The sequence below is a fragment of the Coleofasciculus sp. B1-GNL1-01 genome, assembly GCF_040220235.1.
Lineage (GTDB): Bacteria > Cyanobacteriota > Cyanobacteriia > Cyanobacteriales > Coleofasciculaceae > Coleofasciculus.
In genome coordinates this window covers 1-23,812 of the sequence record NZ_JAVJTO010000019.1, presented here as the reverse complement: position 1 = coordinate 23,812, position 23,812 = coordinate 1, and the positions used below count along the sequence as shown (strand labels likewise).

Here is a 23,812-nt window from a genome sequence, read left to right as displayed (position 1 = left end):
TACCAAATAGCCCCTTTTGTGACAAAGGGCGGGTTTTGTTGAGAGGTGATATCAAGTCCGCCTTTGTAACCCCTTTTATACCTTGGGTACTTTTACTGTTGCCAGATGAACTGTTGCCTGTTGCCTTATCTCGACCATAATGGAGATGGTTAACCCGGATTTAGTATAGCCTGTTGGGTTTCGCTGTCGCTCTACCCAACCTACAGGAACTCAAAGACCGCAAGTATGACAAATGACAAATGACAAATGACAAATGACGATTCCCACCGTTCACATTAATTATCCCCACCTACTTACTGACAATTCCTGACCACTGCACATTTTTTTGTTGAGTACGACGATAGGAGAAAAAATACTCCGGTTGCTGATAGGTACAGTGAGGCGCGATCGCGACTTGTTCATCCTGGAAGCCGAGTTGTTCGAGTTGTATAGCGTTTACCCGCCGTACATCTAACCGGACTCGTCCTGGATGGGGGTCATCGAAAATGGGGGAGTCGGACAGTTGCTGTAATTGCGGCAAAATTGATTCAGTATTTGTTTGATCCGTCAGGATAATACTAGAACCGACTTCTATGGCGACGGTTTCCGAAACTTGATACACTTCTGGCGCGATCGCAGGTCCCATGGCAACCCTCAGATTGTCTAGGCGGCTACCAGTTTCGAGGAATCGTGCGATCGTATTTGGCACAATTCGAGCCGCTGTTCCTCGCCATCCCGCATGAATAGCTGCGACTTGTCCCGTTTGTTCATCCCCAATCAATACAGGTGTACAATCAGCCGTACAAACCCATACCGCTTGCTGGGATTTTTCTGTGAGGATACCATCAGCCTTTGGCTTTTCAGGTGTCTGAGTCTCTTGTTGACTGGCTGAACTGACAATTTCCGAGGGGGTCAAGACAGTATTGCCATGGACTTGACGTACCCGATAAACATCCGCTTCAGGCTGCAAGACTTCAACGATTTGGTCAGGGGGACGGGGTGAAAACGCCGAGGTGAAAAAGCCGTGATGCCAAGGTTTGAGAAGGCTACAGGTTAGATAGGGTAAGTTATCCCACGTTTGCCAGTGCCACGTATGCATTGATTTTTCTTCATGATTCATGGTTTATCATCTGCTGTGTCAAAAAGAGCGAAGCACAGGAGTACAATAAACTAGCTTACTCACCTTTACGCTGTAGTGGTACTTGATCAACACGCTCTGGAAATAGCCCTGCAAACCGTCACACCACAGCTATCCCACGCCGGACTCCCCGGACTTCAAGACATCAGGGATTGTCCCATCTATTTATTTGACAGCCTATCCTCTACTAATCAAACCCTCTGGGAATTGCTGGATAGAGGCACAACATTACCTACCGTTGTTATCGCGGCTCAACAAACCGCCGGACGAGGACAGTGGGGACGGCAATGGCAATCGGAGCAGGGTGGGCTATACTTATCGTTGGCTTTAACCACGAATGTGGAAGCATCCAATAGCGCCCAGCTAACGATGTGCAGCGCTTGGGGCATTGCTACAGCGTTGAGATGCTATGGTATTCCTGTCCTGATTAAGTGGCACAATGACCTGCTGTTGTTGGGCTATAAGTTGGGGGGGATTCTCACCGAAACTCGACTGTCTCAGGGGCAGATTACTAAAGCGGTGATTGGTGTAGGCATTAACTGGAGCAATCCTGTGCCAGAAACAGGGATTAATTTACAATCCTTTTTTGCGACTCAATCCATGAGTCCATCCGTAATCTCCCTGGAAATGTTAGCCGCAATCGTGATCCAGGGATTGCGATCGGGATACCACTACGGGTTAGAATCAGGCATTGATAATTTACGGTTGTCCTATCAAAGGTTACTGTTTCATCAGGGAGTCTCGATTCAGGTCAACGGACATCGTGGCATCGTTAAAGGCGTCACGTCAACGGGTGATCTAAGAGTTAGCGTAAACTCAGCACAGGCAATGGATACAAATGCTGATACCACCATCAGTCCCGAAATTCACCTCAAGCCCGGTACAATTAGTCTGGGCTATTCTCAAGATGTGCCTTGAATAAAGGGTAGGATGTTCACGAGAAGGTATCCGTAAAAATCCTTTTGTCTTCTGCCTTCTGCTATAAATTTCCTTAAATTGACTGAAAATTTTTACTCGATATTAGATTGAGAGTGAGCCATGAGGAGTGAGTCCCAAATGAATAAAGAAACCGTCGCCAATTCCACCCCAACGGGCGTATTTTATCGGTATCCCTGGCTGAAGCAGGGCATCAGTGTGATGGGAGGACTTGGTGTTCTCAGTAGTGGTTTAGTTGTTGCTCAAACCGATGCACCAATTGACACAGGCGCAGCCCCAGCCGCACCGCCTGCTCCTCCAGCGATTAAATTTACCCCGCCGCCCCCAGCACCTCCCGCCCAGCCTAAACCTGCGGCACCACAAGCTATTGTTGCACCACCAGCGCCAGCGCCAGCGCCTAAACCTGCCTACCGTCCCCCTGCTCCCCCAGCGCCTAAACCTGCGGCTCCTGCACCGGTTACGGTTAGTAAGCCTCCAGCCCCGGCTCCGGCTGCACCCACACCCAGAGTGGCAACACCTCCAGCGGCAAAACCGAGACTAAATGCGCCGAATTTATCCATTCCGGCTCCCGCTACCTTAGCCAAACCCCCAAAAGTTATTGTTAATCCTTCCCCGGCTCAGACAGCAACTCAAACCCCAGCCGCGCCGAATAATAGCTATATTGATTCGACGAACTACAGTCTGGGGGCAACACAGGGAACAGAAAAACCCACTGTGGTTGTGACTGAGCGGTCAACAGGGTGTCAAACCGTGTCGCGCAATGGACGACTGACAAGTGGAAGTTGTGGGGGTCAAGCGACGCCAACACGCCGAACGGCTAACGCCGGACAGGTTCAACCGCAACCACCTCAACCCCAAAGCGCAACAGCAGCGGGAACTCGACTCCCAACACCTCCAGTTGCGGTCAATGCCAGTGTGAGACGCCCAGTCCGGTCAGTTCAACGGGTTGCCACATCTCCTAATCCTGGGGGCAGGCAGTATACGCGCCGTCCTCCTGTCTCCTCTCTATCCCCAACGGCATCATCCAAAACCACGCCCACGGGTCTGACTTACTATAATTTCTCCAACCGACCCCAGGGACGTACTATCGTCGGTAATGCCAGCTTTATTTTCCCCTTAACCATTCCATCGGCAATTAGCTCAGCATTCGGGTGGCGCACCCATCCCATTACCGGGACATCTCGTTTCCATGCGGGTACAGATATTGCTGCCCCGACGGGGACACCCGTTTTGGCGGTGGCTCCGGGTGAGGTGGCTACGGCTGATTACTTAGGTGGCTACGGACTCACGGTAATTTTGCGCCATGAGGAAGGGACTCAAGAAAGCCGTTATGCTCACCTGTCAGAAATTTTTGTGCAACCGGGTGAATCGGTGGATCAGGGTAATGTGATTGGGCTGGTTGGTAGCACCGGATTTTCCACGGGTCCCCATCTCCACTTTGAATGGCGTCATCAAACCACCGATGGTTGGGTGGCGGTTGATGCTGGCGCTCATTTAGAATATGCTATGGCTCAACTGATTGAAGCGTTGCAGGTGGCACAGGCGATCGAGCAACCGGATTCTTAGAGATGGGGGAGAATTTCTCCTGTCACTAATCACCAATTCCCTTTTTTTCAATTGCCAATCTCCTGTTGGGGAAAGGGCGGGTTTTGAACAAAGGTTATCATTAATTCGGACAACGTAATCCCTAAACCCGCCCCTACAGATGAATAAAAGGGGGTTTATGCTTTCTCACCTCTCCAAGGGTGTCAATAACTGAGTGGGGGTTCGGGTTTTCAGTTAGACTTTGGCTTCTAGGGACTTGAGATATTCGGTATTGACACCGGATTCGCGGATTAGGGCAATTTTCCCTGTCCGGGCGACTTCTCGCAGTCCGAACTTGCTTAAAATCTGGACGATCGCGACCATTTTTCCAGGGTCTCCCACAACTTCAATGGTTAGGGAATCTTCGGCAATATCGACCACCCGCGCCCGGAATACTTGGGCAAGTTCAATAATCTCCGATCGCGTGGAACTGGTGCCGTTGACTTTGATCAACATTAATTCCCGTTCCACACAAGGAGTCGTGGTAATCTCTTGAACCTTGATCACATTGATCAACTTGTAGAGTTGCTTGGTGAGTTGCTCAATTGATCGCTCATCCCCAGGCACTACCATCGTAATTCGGGAAATCCCAACTTTTTCTGCCGGACCAACGGCGAGACTTTCAATATTGAAGCCGCGACGGGCAAATAAACCAGCGATGCGAGTTAAGACGCCAGCTTCATCTTCAACTAAAACTGAAAGGGTGTGTTTCATCAGCTAACACCAAAGTGGCACAAAGGCAATTGCCTCTTGCTTATGTATAATCGGGTCTTGGCTTGAGGCTTTTATATCTTACCGTGGTCTGAAAAAATAACAAGACTTAATTCATCTATTTTTTGACGTTAACCTCGGTGAACCCCAAACCCCGTCGTCGGGTATGGCAAAATTAAACGTAAAACCCAAGATTTCCATGACAGCAACCACTCCCTCCCTACCCACTCAATATGATCCCACCACGACCGAAGCCAAATGGCAGCAGTTTTGGGAAGAACAAGGTGTTTTTCAAGCTAACCCCGAACAAGATGGCGAACCCTATTCCATGGTGATTCCACCGCCCAATGTCACAGGTAGCCTGCACATGGGTCACGCCTTGGGACAAACCATTATGGATATCCTAGTTCGCTATAACCGAATGAAGGGGTTTAATACGCTGTGGGTTCCGGGAACTGACCATGCCAGTATTGCGGTGTCCACAATCTTAGATCGGCAACTCAAGGCTGAAGGCAAAACTCGTCAAGAGGTAGGACGGGAAACCTATCTAAATCGCGCTTGGCAATGGAAAGAAGAATCAGGGGGGTGGATTGTTAACCAATTGCGTCGCTTAGGCGTGTCGGTGGATTGGTCGCGGGAACGGTTCACCATGGACGAAGGCTTGTCTAATGCGGTGCTGGAAGCCTTTGTCCAACTCTATGACGCCGGACTGATTTACCGGGGTGAATATATGGTGAATTGGTGTCCCCAATCCCAGTCGGCGGTTTCGGATTTGGAGGTGGAAAATAAGGAGGTTAATGGTCATCTGTGGCATTTTCGTTATCCCCTGACTGAGGGAAATGGGTCAGTGGAAGTGGCGACAACTCGCCCGGAAACGATGCTGGGGGATACAGCAGTGGCGGTTAATCCCAAGGATGAACGCTATCAGCATTTAATTGGCAAAACCTTGACCTTGCCGATTATGGGGCGAGAGATTCCGGTGATTGGGGATGAGTTGGTTGACCCTAGTTTCGGGACAGGCTGTGTCAAAGTTACACCTGCCCATGATCCTAATGACTTTGAGATGGGTAAACGCCATGACCTGCCCTTCATTACTATTCTGAATAAAGATGGCACGCTGAATGAAAATGCGGGCGAGTTTCAAGGACAAGACCGATTTGTCGCCCGGAAAAATGTGGTGCAGCGCCTCGAGGCGGATGGATGTCTGGTGAAAGTTGAAGACTATCATCATACCGTTCCCTATAGCGATCGCGGCAAAGTCCCCGTTGAACCCCTATTATCCACCCAATGGTTCGTTAAGATTCGTCCCCTGGCGGATAAAGCCCTGGAATCGCTGGATCAGCATCACTCCCCCAATTTTGTCCCCGATCGCTGGACAAAAGTTTACCGAGACTGGTTAGTTAAGTTAGAAGACTGGTGTATTTCGCGCCAACTCTGGTGGGGACATCAAATTCCCGCTTGGTATGCGGTTAGTGAAACCGGAGGCGAAATTACCGATAATACTCCCTTTATCGTGGCTCACAGTGAAGCCGAAGCCTTAGAAAAAGCAAAATCACAATTTGGTGAATCTGTCAAGCTCATTCAAGACCCCGATGTTCTCGACACTTGGTTTTCCTCCGGCTTGTGGCCCTTCTCCACCATGGGCTGGCCCCAACAGACAAAGGATTTAGAGACGTACTATCCTACTACTGTATTGGTTACAGGCTTTGATATCATCTTTTTCTGGGTTGCCCGGATGACGATGATGGGTGGGTATTTTACTGATCAAATGCCATTCCAAACCGTTTACATCCACGGCTTAGTCCGGGATGAAAATAACAAAAAGATGTCCAAGTCAGCCAATAATGGCATTGATCCGCTGCTTTTGATCGAGAAATATGGAACCGATGCGCTACGCTATACCTTAATCCGGGAAGTCGCAGGTGCGGGTCAAGATATTCGTTTAGAGTATAATCGCCAAACCGATGAATCGGCATCCGTAGAAGCCTCGCGCAACTTTGCCAATAAACTCTGGAATGCGGCGCGGTTTGTGATGATGAATCTGGATGGGAAATCGCCCCAAGTCTTGGGTTCGCCATTGGCACAGGAACGGGATACATTAGAATTAAGCGATCGCTGGATTCTCTCCCGCTTTTATCAAGTTGTTACTCAAACCCGTCAGGATATCGATCATTACGGTTTAGGAGAAGCCGCCAAGGGACTCTATGACTTTATCTGGGGTGACTTTTGTGACTGGTATATTGAACTGGTCAAACAACGGTTACGCCAGCAGGGAACCCAATCGCGGCAAATCGCCCAGCAAACCCTGGCATACATCCTCGATGGTATCCTGAAACTGTTGCATCCGTTTATGCCGCACATTACCGAAGAAATCTGGCATACTTTGACGCAAAAGACAGACGAGTGTTTAGCGTTACAACCCTATCCCGCGCTACCCGACTCGGAAACCGAACCGGGTGTATTTCCTATCAATCAAGATCTAGAAAAGCAGTTCGAGTTACTCATTGGTGCAATCCGCACCATCCGCAACCTGCGTGCAGAAGCGGGTGTGAAACCGAAGACAAAAGCCCCCGTGATTTTGCAAAGTGAAAATCCGGATGAACGAGAGATTTTACAGAAGGGTGAATCTTATCTACAAGACTTAGGCAAAGTTGATACCTTGACGATTGTGCCAGCCTTAACCGAAGAATTGAAAAACACGATGGCAGGTGTAACGGGTACGGTTCAAGTGATTATTCCTCTAGCGGGTTTAGTTGATGTTGAAACACTTCGCGCTAAGTTAGAAAAAGATCTCAGTAAAATCGATGCTGAAGTCAAATCTCTGTCGAGTCGTTTGGCGAATCCAAACTTTGTCAATAAAGCCCCCGCCCCTATTGTCCAGGGTGCTAAGGATGCATTGAGTGAGTCTATGCATCAAGCCGAAATTTTGCGCGATCGCCTCAAGCGACTTTGAAAAAGATGATACATTATTCCTTCGTGAAAATCAATTCCTTGCTCATTAACGACCAACAACTAACAGGCTATGCTACATCTGGGTGAAGTGCAAAAAAATGACAAAGACGGCAGCATTGAACTCGAATTGCTAGCTCGTCAAGAATCGGATGATTGCTGGGCAGTCATTAATCCACCAGAAAGCATTTCGCTGGATGGTGCGAACGCCTTTCATCAAGGATCGTTAGTGTTGGTAGATATTTCTGACAATCAAGAGGTTCTGGATATTCAATCTGCCAAGGAGTGGGTATTAAACTTCGTCCACCGATATCTAACTATCGGAATTACGCCCATGTTCTTACAGGAAGAAGTGACCCGCACCGAACAATGGCGACAAGATTTGACGTTACAAAGTCAAGATTTAACTCGTCAGCGTGCTGAAATGGAAGCCCGTCGCGAAAATATTCAAGCCTTGGAAATTGAGTTAAAACTCCAACAGCAACAAATGGAGGAACGGGAAGCCAAGTTACAGGATCAATTAGAAAAGTATAATATTACTCTTCCGGATGAAGAAGATGAGGGAGATAAGGGAGATAAGGGAGATGAGGGAGATGAGGGAGATGAGGGAGATGGGTGAAGCAGGGACGTTCCGATGAAACATCTTTTGTAGGGGCGGGTTTTAATACTAACGTTTGAAATGGTGCGTTACGCTTCGCTAACGCACCCTACACCCGCCCCAACCTAACCGTTCAATTATGCATAAAGACGAATGACAAATGACCAATGACTAATGACTAATGACTAATGACTAATGACTAATGACTAATGACGACAAATTACCAATCCCCGAACTCAGGATTATTTGGATTATCAGGATTCTGATCTGACATAAACCCTGAACGATGACGATTTGCCGCTACAGTAAAGTCATCCTCAATATAAAATGTCACCTGCACCGGACCATATTCTTCCTCAATCATGCCCTTAATTCGTTCCACCAGTAAAGAAGTGACGCCAGCAAATTCAGGATGGATGATCAGGTGCATTTGAATATACACATAACGCCCGACAACGCCTCGTGATTGAATATGATAACAGTGAGTAATTCCGCCAACTTGATGAGCAATTTGCGCTAGAATTTCGGGAGCGATCGCGGTTTGCTCAACCAGTAGGGGAAATTGCCAGTTGATCACTTGCCAGCAATTCCTCACCGCCACGGGAACCAGGACAATGGCTAGCACTACATCCAGCCAAACCCAACCCGCCTCGACGCCCAAAAGTCCTAGGAGTACAACCAGAGTCAGGCAAACATCTAACAACAGTTGTCGAGCATTAAACCCTAAGGCAGCGCTTCTCAGTTGTTTCCCTTGATACCGTCCAACTAATGCCAATCCTAAACTGGTAATGATCACAACGGCGAGTAATTGAATCAGGGGTAAACTTACTCGCACCGGAAACGTCAACCACTCATCTGAGGGTTGGTTCAATAATTGTTGCGCTGACATTCCCCAGACATTTAATCCGGTAAACCCCAGAAAGCCAATCAGTAAGAATAGGATCAGGGTTTCCCACTTACCATGACCATACACCGATCGCCGGATGGGATGCTCATGGGCGATTAGCTTATATAAACTCAGCAGGGTACTGAAGCTAACCAATAACGTCTGCATCGATTCTGCCATAAGACTTAGCGATCGCGTCGCCCAAGCCGCAGAAACTTTAACCGATAATATAAATAAGGTTAGCCAAAGCGTTGTAAATAATATCAGACGACTCGTCTGAATACGATGTGATCCTTCAGTCATGTGTCAGAAGGTAGTGAACCCAACAGGGGCAACTACCCAATAGTAAGCCCAATCTGTGCCTTCTTTCGCCAAGATTGCCAGAGATGGGGAAGCAGGGGAAGCAGGGGGAGCAGGGGGAGCAGGGGGAGCAGGGGGAGCGCTATAGAACGTCTATTGTATTCAGCAAGCCCTATGTAGGGGCGGGTTTTACCACTAACATTTTGATTTCACCCGGATATAACTAAACCCGCCCCGACCTAACCATTCAATTATCACAAATGACAAATGACAAATGACAAATGACAAATGACAAATGACAAATGACAAATGACAAATGACAAATGACAAATGACAAATGACAAATGACAAATGACAAATGACAAAGTATGCTACATCCTAGTCAATCCCTAAAATCATTCCTAGCTAATGTTGCCGGAAACCTGCCTCTGAGAACCGTTATTATTGTTCAGTTTGTCCTGCAAATTGTCGGAACGGTGGGATCAGTCGGATATCTTTCCTATCGTAATAATCAAAAGACAGTTGACAACTTAGCCTATCAGTTAATCGATGAGGTGGACGAGCGTGTTGAGCAAAATGTGTCTGATTATCTGGAAAATCCTCACCAGGTAACTCAAAATCTTGCTGCTGCTATTCGGACTGGGGTTATAGACTGGAAAAATTTTCCGGGTTTAGAACGCTACTTCGCCCAACAACTGCAAATTTATGACACGGTTAGTAGTGTGGCAATTGCTACTGAAGAACGAGAATTTTTGGCTGTGGCAAAATCATTGGCGAGTGATTCTTTAATAATTCGTGTTCTTGATAAATCGACCAACTATGCTTTTCACAAGTATACTGCCAATCTTCAGGGAACGCGACTAAAACGAATCAAGGGTATGACTGACTATGATCCTCACAATGATCCAGCGGAGGGTGAGGCTTGGTATCCAGCGACAAAGCAAGCAGGTAAAGGAATTTGGCGTCCGGTTGTTAGTCTATCCCAGGGCGTTAATCAACCTCTATTAATGATGGTTAACTTTTTACCGTTTAATGACTCAGAGGGAGATTTTCAAGGGGTTGTGGCAGCTACCCTTTTTGTGCCTGAGTTGGCTGAGTTTCTAGAGAGTGTGGAGGTGGGACAAACGGGTCAAGTTTTCATTGTCAATCAAAAAGGAGAAATTGTTGCTAGTTCGACTGGCGAAATCCCGTTTAAGCCAGATTTAGAGTCAGATTATCTCAAAAACTTAAATATTCAAGACTGGCGGCTACCTGCTAAAAATAGTAGGAATCCCCTGACTAAAGCCTCCGTCAATGTTCTCTTGAATCAGGTGAATCACTGGTCTGAAATTAAGCAGGATCAAACGTTTAAGTTTACATTTAAGGACAATCGCTATTTCCTACATATTAACCCAATTCAGGAGCAATCGGGGTTGAACTGGTTCATTGTCACTGTTGTTCCTGAATCGGACTTTATGGCAGAGATTTATGCCAATACGCGCACCACGATCGGATTGTGTATTGCGGCATTAATCCTGTCTATTGTGCTGGGAATTATTACCGCTCGCTGGGTGACAAAACCGATTCTGAAGTTAAATAGAGCCGCTGACGCGATCGCGCGGGGAGAATGGCAGCAATCCTTACCAATTAACCGGGGGGATGAAGTTGGTCAACTGGCAAATTCTTTTAACATAATGGCGGCGCAATTACACCAGTATTTTACAGAACTGCAAACCTCCAATCAAGCCTTAAGCCAAAGTGAACATAACCTAACTCAAATTCTAGAAGCCATACCCGTCGGCATATCAGTTCATGATGTAACTGGACAATTGACCTATGCCAATCAAAAATCAAAAGAGTTACTAGAAATCGAGACATTACCCGACGCCAAAATCGAGGACTTAGCTATAACCTATCAGATTTATCAGAGCGACACCCAGCAGTTGTATCCGGTGGAAAATCTGCCTGTGGTTCGCGCTCTTAATCGGGAACAAACGATAGTGGATGATCTGGAAATTCATCAACGGAATCAGATTATTCCCGTGGAAGCTTATGCGACGCCCTTATTCGATGAAATGGGGACACTTATTGGCGCAATTGTCGCCTTTTTTGATATCACCGAACGCAAACGAGCCGAGGCACTCCAACAGAATTACCATCGGACTCTAGAAGCCAACGTCGCTCAACGAACGGCTGAATTAAGGGACGCGAACGAACGATTAAAGCGAGAAATTGCTGGACGTCAGTTACTCAAAGGTAAGCTTTCTAGTTCTGAGCAGCAAATTCGGACGATTTTTGAAGCGATTAACGATATTGTTCTGATGATTGATGCTCAAAAAAATATCAACGTTGCACCGACAAAGCGAACCTACTTGTCCCCGGAAGACATTAACTTACTGAATGTCATTGTCGAGCAATTTTTTCAAGACCCAGAGGAACTTTGGTTCGCGCAAGTGGAACAGGTACTGAACACCCAGCAAACCCTTTATTTTGACTATCATTTAACCCTGGATAACCACGAGATGTGGTTTACTATCTCCATTGCGCCTTTGTCCGATCAGGCGGTAATTTGGGTAGCACGGGATATTAGCGATCGCAAACAGGTTGAAGACGCTCTTCGCACCAGTGAATACCTGTATCGCGCTATGGCTAGGAACTTCCCCAATGGAGCCATGTTCCTGTTTGACGATAACCTACGCTATCTGGTGGCGGATGGTCAGGCGTTGGCTCAAGCCGGACATCGTGGGGAAGCCTTGCATGGGAAAACCCTCTGGGAGGTTTTACCGCCAGACACTTGTGCCATAGTTGAGCCACTCTATCATGCCGCCTTAGCCGGAATTGAGCAGACTCAAGAAATTAGCCTCGGAGAATTCACCTATTTGTGTCAGAGTACGGCGGTGAGAAATGATGCAGGAACCATCATCGCCGGGATGGTTGTCACCCAGGATATCACCGATCGCAAGCAATTTGAACAAGCCTTAATCAGGAGCGAGAACCGCTTCCAAGAAATTGCCAGAACTGTGAGTCAATTCTTCTTTGTCCGCTCCGCCAGTTCCGGTCAGTTTCTCTACGTCAGTCCCGCCTACGAAACGATATGGGGACGTTCTTGTGAAAGTCTATATCAACACCCAGAATCCTGGATAGAGGCGGTACATCCAGAGGATCGTCCGTTGGTTCTCGATTCCCTTAGCCAACAGTTTCAAGGACATTCGGTAAAGCGGGAGTATCGGATTATTCGACCTGATGGTGAACAACGCTGGATTACTGCTGATATTTCGGTGGTGCGAGATGAAACGGGAGAACTGTTGCGGTTTGTTGGCTTGGTTGAAGATATTACCGAACGCAAACAAGCCGAGTTAGAACTCCAATCGACTAAAGAACGCCTGCAATATCTGCTCACGGCGAGTCCTGCGGTTATTTTTAGTTCTCAAATCGAAGGCGATTACTCCGCCACGTTTATGAGTGAAAATGCCAGTACAATTCTTGGCTATGATGCTGAGAACTTTATCGACAATGCTCCGTTTTGGTGGGAGCGAGTTCACCCAGAGGATAGGACGGTGATAAACGAGGTAATACCACAACTATTTGCTCAGGGATATTGTACCTACGAATACCGCTTTCACCATGGGGATGGCACGTATCACTGGCTCACCACTCAACTGCGTTTGATTCGGGATGAAATGGGGACACCCCTGGAATGTGTGGGGTATTTAATTGATATCACTGAACGCAAACGAGCTGAGGAAGCTTTACGAGAGCGGGAGGAAGAGTATCGTCGCATTGTCGAAACCGCTGATGAGGGAATTTGGAGTATCGACATGGACGGAAATACGATATTTGTTAATCCGAAAATGGCGCAAATGTTGGGGTATTCAGTGGAGCAGATGCTGGAACAACCTATGTTTGCTTTTATGGATGAAGCGGGGAAAGCTATGGCTACCCGAAATTTAGAGCGTCGCCGTCAGGGAATTCATGAAAAGCATGAATTTAAGTTTCGCCGCCGTGATGGTTCGGAGTTGTGGACGTTAATCGCCTCAACTCCGATTTGTGATGCATCGGGACAAGCGACAGGAGTCTTGGGGATGATTACTGATATTACTGAACGCAAACAAGCTGAAGACGCCCTACGCTATAGTGAACAACTCTACCGTACTATGGCAAAACATTTCCCCAATGGGGCAATTTTCTTGTTTGATCAGGAGCTGCGGTATTTAGTGGCAGATGGTCAAGGATTAGGTCGCTCAGGCTCAGGATATAGTCGGGATGTCTTAGAAGGAAAAACGATTTGGGAAGCGTTATCTGAGCAAGAATGTGCGGTAGTTGAACCCCTGTATCGTGACGCTTTAGCCGGGATAGAAAAAACCCTGGAAATACCCTATCGAAATCGGACTCAACTGCTGCAAATTCGGGCGGTGCGAGATGAGGCGGGAGAGATTATTGCTGGGATGGTTGTCGCCCAGGATATCACGGAACGGAAGCAAACGGAGGAAGCCTTACGAGAAAGCGAAGCGTTTTTACGCAGTATTTACGAAGGCATTGAAGCGGCTGTCTTTATCGTTGACGTTCTGGAAAACGGTGAGTTTCGCTATGTTAGCATTAATCCCACCCATGAACGGATGTCTGGTCTTCGCAACTCAGAAATAAAAGGGAAAACGCCACATGAGGTATTAACACCAGACATTGCCGAGGCGGTGTGCCAACGGTATCGTCGCTGTCTGGCGGCGGGAGAGAAAATTACCTATGAACATTCGCTACAGATTAACGGAAAAGACTCTTGGTGGATTAGTAGTTTAACCCCCCTAAAAGATAGAAAATCCCGCATTTATCGATTAATTGGCACAAGCTTTAATATTAGCGATCGCAAACAGATTGAACTCCAACTCAAGGAAAATCAACGGTTTATCGAAAAAATCATTAATGCTTCGCCGCAACTGCTTTACTTATTTGACCCAACAGCAGGAACCGATCTCTATATTAATCGACAATCTCTGGATATATTGGGTTACACTCCCGAGGAAATTATACGGCGGGGAATGGAATTTTTCCTAAATGTCCTCCATCCCGATGATTTGCCGTTAATTGAGCGGAATATAAACTTTTGGCAAACGGCATCAGATAGCGATGTTTTAACCACTGAGAGTCGATTTCGTCACAACGATGGATCATGGCGCTGGTTATTGTCAAAGGAAGTTGTATTTGAACGGGATGAAAATAACCGGGTGATTAGGATTTTGGGAACATCTCAGGATATCACCGAACTCAAAGAAGCCGAAGATGCCTTGCGACGGTATGAACGGATTGTGTCATCAACAACCGATGCCATTTCCTTGGTGGATAGCAATTACACCTATAAAATTGTCAATCAAGCCTATCTGGATTGGAATCAAAAACAATATAACGAAATTGTTGGTCATTCGGTGAGTGACTTGCTGGGAGAGGACGTGTTTGTACAGGTAATTAAACCCAATTTAGATCGCTGTCTGGCGGGGGAAACCATAAACTATCAAGAGTGGTTTGATTATCCGGGGGGAAAACACGAATTTATCAGCGTCACCTATATCCCTTATCTGGATGCTAATCAGCGAATTTCCGGCGTTGTCGTCAATTGTCGGAATCTCACGGAATTGAAACAGGTGGAAACTCAATTGCGGCAAACCAACCAGGAAATGCAAGCCATTTTTGATGCGTTTCCTGATATCCTGTTTCGGCTGGCGGCGGATGGCACGATTCTGGATTTTCGCACCAAAAACTATCAGGAGTTATATACCTCACCGGACTCATTTCTGCACCATAAAATTCAAGAGGTATTACCGACTGATGTAGGAGAAAAATTATATGCCGCGATTCAGCAGGTTTTAGCCACTGAATCCCTGGTGAGTATCGAGTATTCTTTACCCCTATCTAATGGGGAACAATACTTCGAGGCGCGAATGGTTCCCCTGAATCAAACTGAAGTGATTGCCCTCACCCGGAATATTAGCGATCGCAAACAGGCTGAACTGGCTCTAGCCGCCTCTCAAGCGCGATTTGCCGGGATTCTAGAAATTGCCAAAGATGGGATTATTTCCGTCGATAGTGAACAACGGATTATCCTATTCAATCAGGGTGCCGAACAAATGTTTGGCTACAAGGCAGATCAAGTATTAGGTCAACCTCTGGATTTACTATTACCCCCTCGCGCCGCTACAATTCACCGCCAACATGTTACTAATTTTGCCGAATCTGCGGGTAAAGCCCGACAAATGGGAGAACGGAATGAACTGTTTGGTCGCCGCCAGGATGGGACAGAGTTTCCTATGGAAGCCTCAATTTCTAAACTGGACATCAATGGCGAAATTATCTGTACCGCCATTCTCCGAGACATTAGCGATCGCAAACAAGCTGAACTGGCGTTGAGTCAGCAAAAAGAAATTCTCCAGGCAATTTTTGATGCGCTTCCGGTTATGTTGTGTTTCGTAAATGACCGGAGTAAGGTGCAATTAATCAACCCGGCATTTGAGCAAACATTGGGGTGGTCACTGGCAGAAATTCAAAACATTGATAATATTATAGCCGAGCTTTATCCTAATCCAGAGTATTGCGCCTCCGTGTTAGAATTTGTCTTAAAAGCAGATGGAACGTGGCGAGACTTTCAGACTCGAATCCGCACGGGCGAAATAATAGACACCACTTGGGCAAATATTCGCCTACCCGATGGGTCTATTTTGGGAATTGGTAAAGATATTACCGATCGCAAAAAAGCAGAATTAGCGCTACAAGAACGAGAATACCGATTGCGTACTCTAGCCGATAATCTGCCCAATGGTTTAATTTATCAACTCGTTAGAGAACCTAATGGCACGTTTCACTTCTCCTACATCACCGCCGGGATTGAACGATTAGTCGGCATTAAACCAGAGGTAATTATCCAGGATGCTAGTGTTTTGTTTAACCTAATTGTTGACGAAGATCGTCAGCTAAATTACCAACGTAATGAAGAATCCTGGCGTAATCTTTCGATTTATGAGATGCAGATGCGGAAGCGAACACCTAGCGGTGATATTCAATGGTCTTATGTACGTTCTGCCCCCCGTCGTTTAGCCGATGGACGAACGATTTGGGATGGGATTGAAATTGATATAACTGAACTCAAGAAAACCGAGATCGAACTAGCCAAAGCCAAAGATGCCGCCGAAGCCGCCAATCGTGCCAAAAGTGCGTTCTTAGCCTCAATGAGTCATGAACTTCGCACGCCTCTAAATGGCATTTTAGGCTATGCTCAAATTCTTAAACCCAATCCTAACTTAACCCAAAAACAAAAGGACGGAATTGAAATCATCCACCAGTGCGGCAAACATCTGCTCACCCTAATTAACGATATTTTAGACCTGTCGAAAGTGGAAGCCGGAAAACTAGAACTCTATCCCGAAGACTTTTATTTTCCCTCATTTATCGTCGGACTCTGTGAAATATTTCGCCTAAAAACCATTCAAAAAGACATTAGTTTTATCTACAATCCTCCCACACCCGTGCCACAAATAGTTCATGCAGATGAAAAGCGTCTCCGTCAAGTCTTAATGAACCTGCTTTCCAATGCCGTTAAATTTACGGATACAGGGAATGTCACGTTTACAGTCAGTATAATTAACCAAGAACAAAAGACAAATGACCAAAGACGAATGGCAAATAACCACATCCGCTTCCAGGTTGAAGATACCGGAATTGGCATGAATTCTGAAGACTTAGAGACAATTTTCTTACCCTTCGAGCAAGTGAGGGATAGTTCTCGTCACCATGAAGGAACCGGGTTAGGATTAGCAATTACTCAGAAACTCATCGCCTTGATGGGGAGTCAAATTCGGGTTGAAAGTCATCCTGGTGTAGGCAGTAAATTCTGGTTTGAGGTAGATTTACCGGAAGTCTCTTCTTCAGCCCAGTTTATTCCGGCAAAACCCCTGGATACAATTGTGGGGTATGCTGGTGCTAAATGTAAAATATTGATTGTAGATGATCGCTGGGAAAATTGTGCGGTTCTCCGGAGTGTTTTAGAACCCATTGGCTTTGAAATCCAAGAAGCCGCGAATGGACAAGAGGGAGTAGAAAAAGCTGCGGAATGGCAACCGGATTTGATTCTGGTTGATATTGTTATGCCTGTGATGAATGGACACCAAATGACGCAACACCTACGGCAATTGCCTGAGTTTAAAACGATGCCGATTATTGCCATTTCTGCTAATGCCTTTGCTAATAACCGCGTGGAGAGTTTAGAGGCTGGCTGTACAGATTTTCTCACCAAGCCAATTGCCACCGAAGAGTTGTTACAGAAAATTCAGGTGTATTTAGATATGTCATGGATTTATCAGGATAAAGCTGAACCCTCTAACTCGTATTTGGAATCAGGCGATCGCGTAATTCCGACGCAGGAGGAGTTAAGGGTTCTCTATGAAGCGGCGAGTATGGGGGATGTCGCTGGGGTTGAGGAGGAAACCATGCGACTGCAAGATATTAATCCAGATTATATTCCCTTTGCTCTTGAAGTGTTGGGAATGGCGGCTCAGTTTGACTATGAAAAAATTGTTAATTTATTGGAGAATTATTTTGGTGATTGGTGATTGGGATTTTGTCATTTATCATTCTCTAAGCAAGATCCCCGACTTCTGCAAGAATTCGGGGATCTGTCTGTGTACATCACTTACTTGAAAAGCGCTGTAAAATAGTACGTTATATCCTAGATAATTTTTCCCATGCAAGTTACCTTTGACCTTCCTGACGATGTAGCACAACGAGTTAACGCTCTGGAGAATTGCTTACCTCAAATTCTGGAACTGGGTTTACGAGAATTTGAGGCACACACTCATGTTGGTTTTTCGGGGATGGCTGAAGTCTTGGAATTCTTCGCAACTCTACCAACACCCGAAGAAATTATTGCCCTGCGCCCCTCTCCAGCTTTGCAAACTCAAATTCAAACCTTGTTGGAGAAAAATCGCACTGTCGGGTTAACACCTGATGAAGAAAAAATTTGGCAAAGTTATGAATATTTAGAACATTTGGTGCGAATGGCTAAGGCTAAAGCATTGCTGAGGTAGAGTGACAATTCGACTACTACGATTAAATCTTCGCGATCGCCTGCTTGAACGTCAACTGTTATGGCAAACTGGCAGGTTAAATTTACCGAATCGTTAAATGTAGGGGCGGGTTTAGGGATCAATGTTGATCGTCTGAGATAATTGAACAGACAAAACCCGCCCTCTTTACCTGATCGGCTTTTTGATAGATTTGGTATAGCGTTGAGCTAGATAAAAACGGCGACAGAGTAATCGGGAAACTGAAGATCGTCTCGTCGATGCTAGCCAAGTTAAATTTTGAGTGAAACTAGACTCCTTATCTACCCCATCCCGTGCCAAGCGAATAGAATGGCATTACCGGGCAAGGGAAACTAAGCTAAAATGTCACTCTATCCAAACTCTCAGTTACATCCAGATTCCCCAAACGAGTTGACGAACGTCTGGGGAGAGATTCAGAATTCTCAAGGATATGCACAAATTCTAGTTATTGATGATACGCCAGAGAATCTGAAACTGGTTTCGGATTTCTTGAGAGACGCAGGGTTTGAGGTGCGGATTGCTAAAAGTGGTGAGCAAGGGCTGAAACTCTTAGAGAAACTGAATCCCGATCTGATATTACTGGATGTGATGATGCCAGAAATGGATGGCTTTGAAACCTGTCGTCATCTGAAAGCCTGGGAGAAAACTAAACATATCCCTGTCATTTTTATGACAGCGGCGGTGGATACGTCGAATTGTGAGGCAAAAGTCAAAGGATTATCCTTAGGGGCGGTTGACTATATTAGTAAGCCGATTCAACTGGATGAGGTGTTAGCCCGGGTTAAAATTCACCTACATCTGAAATTGTTAACCCAGCAACTCCAGAACCAAAACACCCAGTTGCACCAAGAAATTCGCGATCGCAAACAAGCCGAAGCCGAGTTAGCCGAACATACGCAGCGCTTAGCCTTGCGTTCAGATATCGGATTTGCCTTGAGTCAGGAAAGTGAGTTATCTCCGATGCTGTGTCGCTGTACTCAAGCTTTTGTCCAACACCTTGATATCGCCTTTGCCCGAATTTGGACGCTGAATTCCCAAGACAATATCTTAGAGTTACAAGCCTCGGCGGGATTGTACACCCATATTAATGGCGCTCATGCTAGAGTCCCCGTGGGTGATTTAAAAATTGGTCGCATCGCTAGCCAACGCCAACCCCATCTCACCAATGATATCCTCAATGATTCGGAAATCAGTGATCCAGACTGGGCGCGACGGGAAGGAATGGTATCCTTTGCTGGTTATCCCCTGATCGTAAACAATGAACTGGTGGGGGTTATGGCAATGTTCGCCCGTCATCCCTTATCCCTATCGACTCTGCATACCCTCGCTTCCGTTGCAAATGAAATCGCGGTGGGAATTGAACGCCAGCAACTCGATCAAGCCCTGCAAGAGTCTCAGCGCTGGTTACAGGCAATTAATGATGCGAATCCCAATATTATCTACATTCATGACTGGGTAGAACAACGTAATATCTACGCGAACCGGGAAATCCATGAAATTTTAGGTTACACCCCCGCAGAAATCCAACAGATGGGGAATCAGGTTCTCTCTAGGCTGATGCACCCGGATGATTTTGCCATCCTCTCGGATCATGCACAACGCATCAAACACGCCAAAGTGGGAGAAGTCTTTGAGTTAGAGTACCGGATGCGCCACAAAAACGGGGAATGGCGTTGGTTATTTTGCAGAGAAACCGTGTTTAAACAGGATGCAGACGGGACAACCCGACAAACCCTGGGGACTGCGATTGATATGAGCGATCGCAAAACCGCAGCAGAAAACCTGCGCCTGTCTGAAGCCAGACTCACCGAAGCCCAGAAAATTGCATCTGTTGGTAGTTGGGAGTCTAATCGGCTGACGGGGGAGATTAGTTGGTCAACGGAACTGTTTCGGATTTATGGGCTTGAACCCAACCCAAACCCCCTCACGTATAAGCAACATCTGACTTGGATTCATCCCGATGATCGTCCTTTATTTATCCAACAGGTAAAAAACGCGATCAAGACTCCTCAATCCTATACCATTGAATATCGAATTATTCGTCCCGATGGTGAAATTCGCTATCTGGAAGGTCGAAGTAAACCTGTCCTGAATGCCCAAAATCAGGTGATTAAACTAATGGGAACCGTTCTGGATATAACAGAACGCAAGCAAGCCCAGATACTGCTGGAGGAACAAAATAATGTCTTGGAACGAATTGCTTCCGATGCGCCACTCCCGGATATTTTAGAAGCATTAGCCCGGTTCCTTGAGGAACAGTCTGGAAAACTGCGATCATCCTTTCTCTTATTAGATGAACAGGGGAAACTGCGCTTAGGTGCAGCACCGAGTTTACCGGATGCGTATAATCAAGCGGTCGATGGTGTGGAAATTGGTGATGGTGTGGGTTCCTGTGGTACAGCAGCGTATCGCAAAGAAACGGTTATTGTCACCGATATTGCGACTGATCCCTTATGGGCAGATTATAAAGACTTAGCCTTAGCCCATGGGTTGCGAGCCTGTTGGTCTGTCCCCATTTTATCCAGTAATGGCAGTATCTTAGGCACATTTGCCGGGTATTATCACCAACCGCAAACCGCCACAACTCTGGATCAAGACTTAATTGACCAAATTCTCTACCTTGCCAAAATTGCCATCGAACGGACGCGATCGCAAGCCGCCTTACGCCAAAGTGAAGAACGCTTACAACTGGCGTTAGATGCATCAGGAGATGGGTTATGGGATTGGAACATCAATACTGGAGAGGTTTATTTATCCCGTCACTGGTTCGATATGCTGGGCTATGAGTGTGATGAACTACCCGGACATGTCAGCACTTGGGAAAACCTGATCCATCCCGATGATAAACCGGGGGTGATGGAACTGTTGCAGGCGCATTTACGCGATCCCTCCATTCCCTACAAATTAGACTATCGACTGCTGACGAAATCTGGGGACTATAAATGGATTTCCAATTATGGGAAAGTCGTTGCTGATGATGAAAACGGTTTACCTGTGCGGATGACTGGAACTCACCGGGATATTAGCGATCGCAAACAAATCGAACTAGCATTGCAGGAATCAGAAACCCGGGAACGGGAAAAAGCCAAAGCGCTACAACAAACCCTGGCTGAATTAAAACGCACCCAAGCCCAACTGATCCAAACCGAAAAAATGTCCAGTTTAGGGCGCATGGTTGGGGGAGTCGCACATGAACTCAACAACCCCGCCAATTTTATCTATGGCAATATTACTTATGCTCGTGACTATTTCCAAGACCTATTAAAACTCGTACACCTGTATCAGCAAACCTATCCTCAACCCACCGCCGCAATTAAACAATTGAGTCAGGACATCGATTTAGAGTTTCTGGTCGAGGATTGGTCTAAGCTGATTAACTCTATGGAAATAGGGGTTCAACGCATCGAGCAAATTGTGCGATCGCTCAAAAGCTTTTCCAAATTAGATGAAGCTCAGTTAAAACAGGTTGATATTCATGAAGGCATTGAGAACACCCTGTTCATGTTACAGCATCGACTCCGGGCAGAAGGCAATCGCCCAGAAATTCAAGTGATTAAACACTATAGCCAACTTCCCAAAATTACCTGTTATGCCAGTCAGTTAAATCAAGTCTTTATCAATATCTTTGATAATGCGATTGAAGCCTTAAACTGTCAAGCCGAACCTCGATTGATTACCATCACCACTGAAGTCTCTAATAATAGAGAATCTGGAGGTACACAGAAGCGTGTAGAGACGTGCCATGGCGCGTCTAAAATTAGGGGAGATGAGGCGGTTAACTCAACAGTGAGTCAGGGCATGTTTCGCACAAATGTTATCATCAATAGCGAAACGAAAAATCCTAAACCCGTCCCGACAAACCAGGTTCCAGATCAGCCTAGCCTTGGGTCAAGACTCAACACTCAAAACTTCTCCCAATCCATTATTATTCGGATTCGCGATAACGGAATCGGCATGAGTAAAAATGTGCGTCAGCATATCTTTGACCCGTTTTTCACCACCAAACCAGTGGGAAGTGGCACAGGGTTAGGGTTAGCCATAAGTCACCAGATTATTGTCGAAAAACACCAAGGTAAAATTAGCTGTGTTTCTGATTTAGGCAAAGGCACAGAATTTATTATCGAAATTCCCGTTAATTTAAGTGAATCCAGGACATAATATCAAGCGCGATCGCCTCCCCAACCTCCCCTTTACATATAACAAACAAAATGTCAACCCTCCACGCGATCAAAACTCGGTCAGGGCGGGTTTGAAGTTGTAGGTTGGGTTGAGGAACGAAACCCAACTCATATCATATCCGGTTGAACATTCTGACTGTTCACGGGAAGTCTCGAAACCATGCCCGACAATCATTGCCAAGGGTCAAAACTCTCGCACTTGATCGGGGCGGGTTTAGTCACATCTAGGTGAGGAACGAAAGGGTAGTAGTGAAACCCGCCCCTACACGGTCTCTCACTCAAAACTATTGATACCATAAAGTAACAGATTTGAAATCATGGGAAAACTATCAAGAGTTCCCACCTACCTTCTGCCACCTGCCTCCCATGCCCAAATGGTTTAACATAGCCGGTCCGTGCAAAGCCGACATCCACTACATGATCTCGCCCCTAGCGCGACTCCCTAACCTAGACCGACTGATTGAGCAGCAGGGCTACTTTGTCATCCATGCGCCCCGGCAAACGGGCAAAACCACCGCGATGCTAGCCCTCGCCCAACAGTTAACCGCCAGCGAACAATACACCGCCGTCATGGTATCGGCAGAAGTTGGCGCCGCCTTTCCCCATGATCCAGGTGCCGCAGAAAACGCCATGCTGGGCAGTTGGCGCGAGAATGCTGAAGACTATTTACCCTGGGAACTCCATCCACCGGAATGGTTCCCCGCTGAAGCCGGACAGCGTATCCAAGCGGCATTAAGGTTTTGGGCAAAAGTCTCCCCCCGTCCCCTTGTCCTGTTCATTGATGAAATTGATGCGTTGCAGGATGAAACCCTAATTTCAGTACTGCGTCAATTGGGTTCTGGGTATCCCAAGCGTCCCCAACGATTTCCTCACTCTCTAGCACTGATTGGGGTGCGGGATGTACGGGATTATAAAATCGCGTCTGGGGGGAGTAATCGCTTGAACACCTCAAGTCCCTTCAATATCAAGATTAAATCCTTAACCCTAAGCAACTTTACGGCAAAAGAAGTCGCCCAATTGTACGAGCAGCATACCAACGAAACCGGGCAGGTTTTTGAGCGTGAGGCAGTACAGCGAGCATTTGAATTAACTCAGGGTCAACCCTGGTTAGTCAATGCCTTAGCTAAAGAAATTGTGGAAGTCATTTTGCCTGATCCGCAACAGGTGATTACGGTGGATCATATCGAGCAAGCCAAGGAAATATTGATTCAACGGCAAGATACTCACCTGGATAGTTTAGCTAGTCTATTGCAAGAAGACCGGGTACGGGCGATTATTGAACCCATGCTCGTCGGTCGGGAGTTGGGGGATATTCCCAATGATGATGTACAATTCCTGATTGATTTGGGCTTTTGACATTCTGCGCTCTGAAGAGACGCAGATTCTCGCATCAGATTCGGCAGAGAAACCTTTGTCCGAATTCCGAATGGGCATTATCAAGATGCCTCTACTTGCTCAAACCTGCTATTTTTCAATACAGGCATTGCAGCT

The 23,812-nt window shown here is 46.5% G+C and carries 10 protein-coding genes and 1 pseudogene; 8 read left to right on the top strand and 3 right to left on the bottom strand.

Going from position 1 to position 23,812, the window contains the following annotated elements; translation table 11 throughout:
* Positions 1-289 precede the first annotated feature (289 nt).
* On the bottom strand, positions 290-1,078 hold the full coding sequence (pgeF, locus tag RID53_RS04365; protein WP_446386954.1) for a peptidoglycan editing factor PgeF: 789 nt from the start codon (positions 1,076-1,078) through the stop codon (positions 290-292).
* 96 nt (positions 1,079-1,174) lie between these two features.
* Between pgeF and RID53_RS04360 the strand changes: the two genes are divergently transcribed.
* Complete coding sequence (locus RID53_RS04360) at positions 1,175-2,035, top strand: biotin--[acetyl-CoA-carboxylase] ligase (protein WP_446386953.1); 861 nt, start codon at positions 1,175-1,177, stop codon at positions 2,033-2,035.
* A 138-nt stretch (positions 2,036-2,173) separates the two neighbouring features.
* Positions 2,174-3,619 carry a M23 family metallopeptidase gene (locus RID53_RS04355; RefSeq protein WP_446386952.1) on the top strand — a complete coding sequence of 482 codons (1,446 nt, stop codon included), beginning with the start codon at positions 2,174-2,176 and terminating at the stop codon, positions 3,617-3,619.
* 213 nt (positions 3,620-3,832) lie between these two features.
* Here the strand turns inward: RID53_RS04355 and ilvN are convergent, their stop codons facing one another.
* Complete coding sequence (gene ilvN / locus RID53_RS04350) at positions 3,833-4,351, bottom strand: acetolactate synthase small subunit (protein ID WP_006103562.1); 519 nt, start codon at positions 4,349-4,351, stop codon at positions 3,833-3,835.
* Between the two features lie 196 nt (positions 4,352-4,547).
* Here ilvN and RID53_RS04345 point away from each other — a divergent pair, with 196 nt between their 5' ends.
* Complete coding sequence (locus RID53_RS04345; protein ID WP_446386951.1) at positions 4,548-7,301, top strand: valine--tRNA ligase; 2,754 nt, start codon at positions 4,548-4,550, stop codon at positions 7,299-7,301.
* A 69-nt stretch (positions 7,302-7,370) separates the two neighbouring features.
* A complete protein-coding gene (locus RID53_RS04340) occupies positions 7,371-7,916 on the top strand; it encodes a hypothetical protein (RefSeq protein WP_446386950.1) in 546 nt (181 codons plus the stop codon).
* Between the two features lie 199 nt (positions 7,917-8,115).
* On the opposite strand, the gene RID53_RS04335 is transcribed toward RID53_RS04340, so the two are convergent.
* The gene (locus tag RID53_RS04335) at positions 8,116-9,084 is read right to left on the bottom strand and encodes a cation transporter (protein ID WP_446386949.1); all 969 of its coding nucleotides are present in this window, start codon (positions 9,082-9,084) and stop codon (positions 8,116-8,118) included.
* Between the two features lie 365 nt (positions 9,085-9,449).
* Here RID53_RS04335 and RID53_RS04330 point away from each other — a divergent pair, with 365 nt between their 5' ends.
* The 4 genes and pseudogenes from RID53_RS04330 to RID53_RS04315 all read left to right on the top strand — a co-directional run.
* Entirely contained in the window at positions 9,450-17,651 is an 8,202-nt protein-coding gene (locus RID53_RS04330) for a PAS domain S-box protein (protein ID WP_446386948.1), read from the top strand.
* Between the two features lie 132 nt (positions 17,652-17,783).
* Positions 17,784-18,125 (top strand): hypothetical protein, encoded by a 342-nt coding sequence (locus RID53_RS04325; protein WP_446386947.1) that lies wholly within the window; start codon positions 17,784-17,786, stop codon positions 18,123-18,125.
* Between the two features lie 360 nt (positions 18,126-18,485).
* Positions 18,486-22,301, top strand: coding sequence for a PAS domain-containing protein (locus tag RID53_RS04320; protein ID WP_446386946.1), 3,816 nt, complete (start codon positions 18,486-18,488; stop codon positions 22,299-22,301).
* A gap of 386 nt (positions 22,302-22,687) precedes the next feature.
* Positions 22,688-23,671: pseudogene (locus tag RID53_RS04315) on the top strand (AAA family ATPase); the annotation flags it as partial.
* Positions 23,672-23,812 lie beyond the last annotated feature (141 nt).

Coding starts and splice junctions, on each gene's coding strand:
- RID53_RS04340 (WP_446386950.1), top strand. CDS start 7,371: ATGCTACATCTGGGTGAAGTGCAAAAAAATGACAAAGACGGCAGCATT.
- RID53_RS04355 (WP_446386952.1), top strand. CDS start 2,174: ATGAATAAAGAAACCGTCGCCAATTCCACCCCAACGGGCGTATTTTAT.
- RID53_RS04320 (WP_446386946.1), top strand. CDS start 18,486: ATGTCACTCTATCCAAACTCTCAGTTACATCCAGATTCCCCAAACGAG.
- ilvN (WP_006103562.1), bottom strand. CDS start 4,351: ATGAAACACACCCTTTCAGTTTTAGTTGAAGATGAAGCTGGCGTCTTA.
- pgeF (WP_446386954.1), bottom strand. CDS start 1,078: ATGCATACGTGGCACTGGCAAACGTGGGATAACTTACCCTATCTAACC.
- RID53_RS04330 (WP_446386948.1), top strand. CDS start 9,450: ATGCTACATCCTAGTCAATCCCTAAAATCATTCCTAGCTAATGTTGCC.
- RID53_RS04345 (WP_446386951.1), top strand. CDS start 4,548: ATGACAGCAACCACTCCCTCCCTACCCACTCAATATGATCCCACCACG.
- RID53_RS04335 (WP_446386949.1), bottom strand. CDS start 9,084: ATGACTGAAGGATCACATCGTATTCAGACGAGTCGTCTGATATTATTT.
- RID53_RS04325 (WP_446386947.1), top strand. CDS start 17,784: ATGCAAGTTACCTTTGACCTTCCTGACGATGTAGCACAACGAGTTAAC.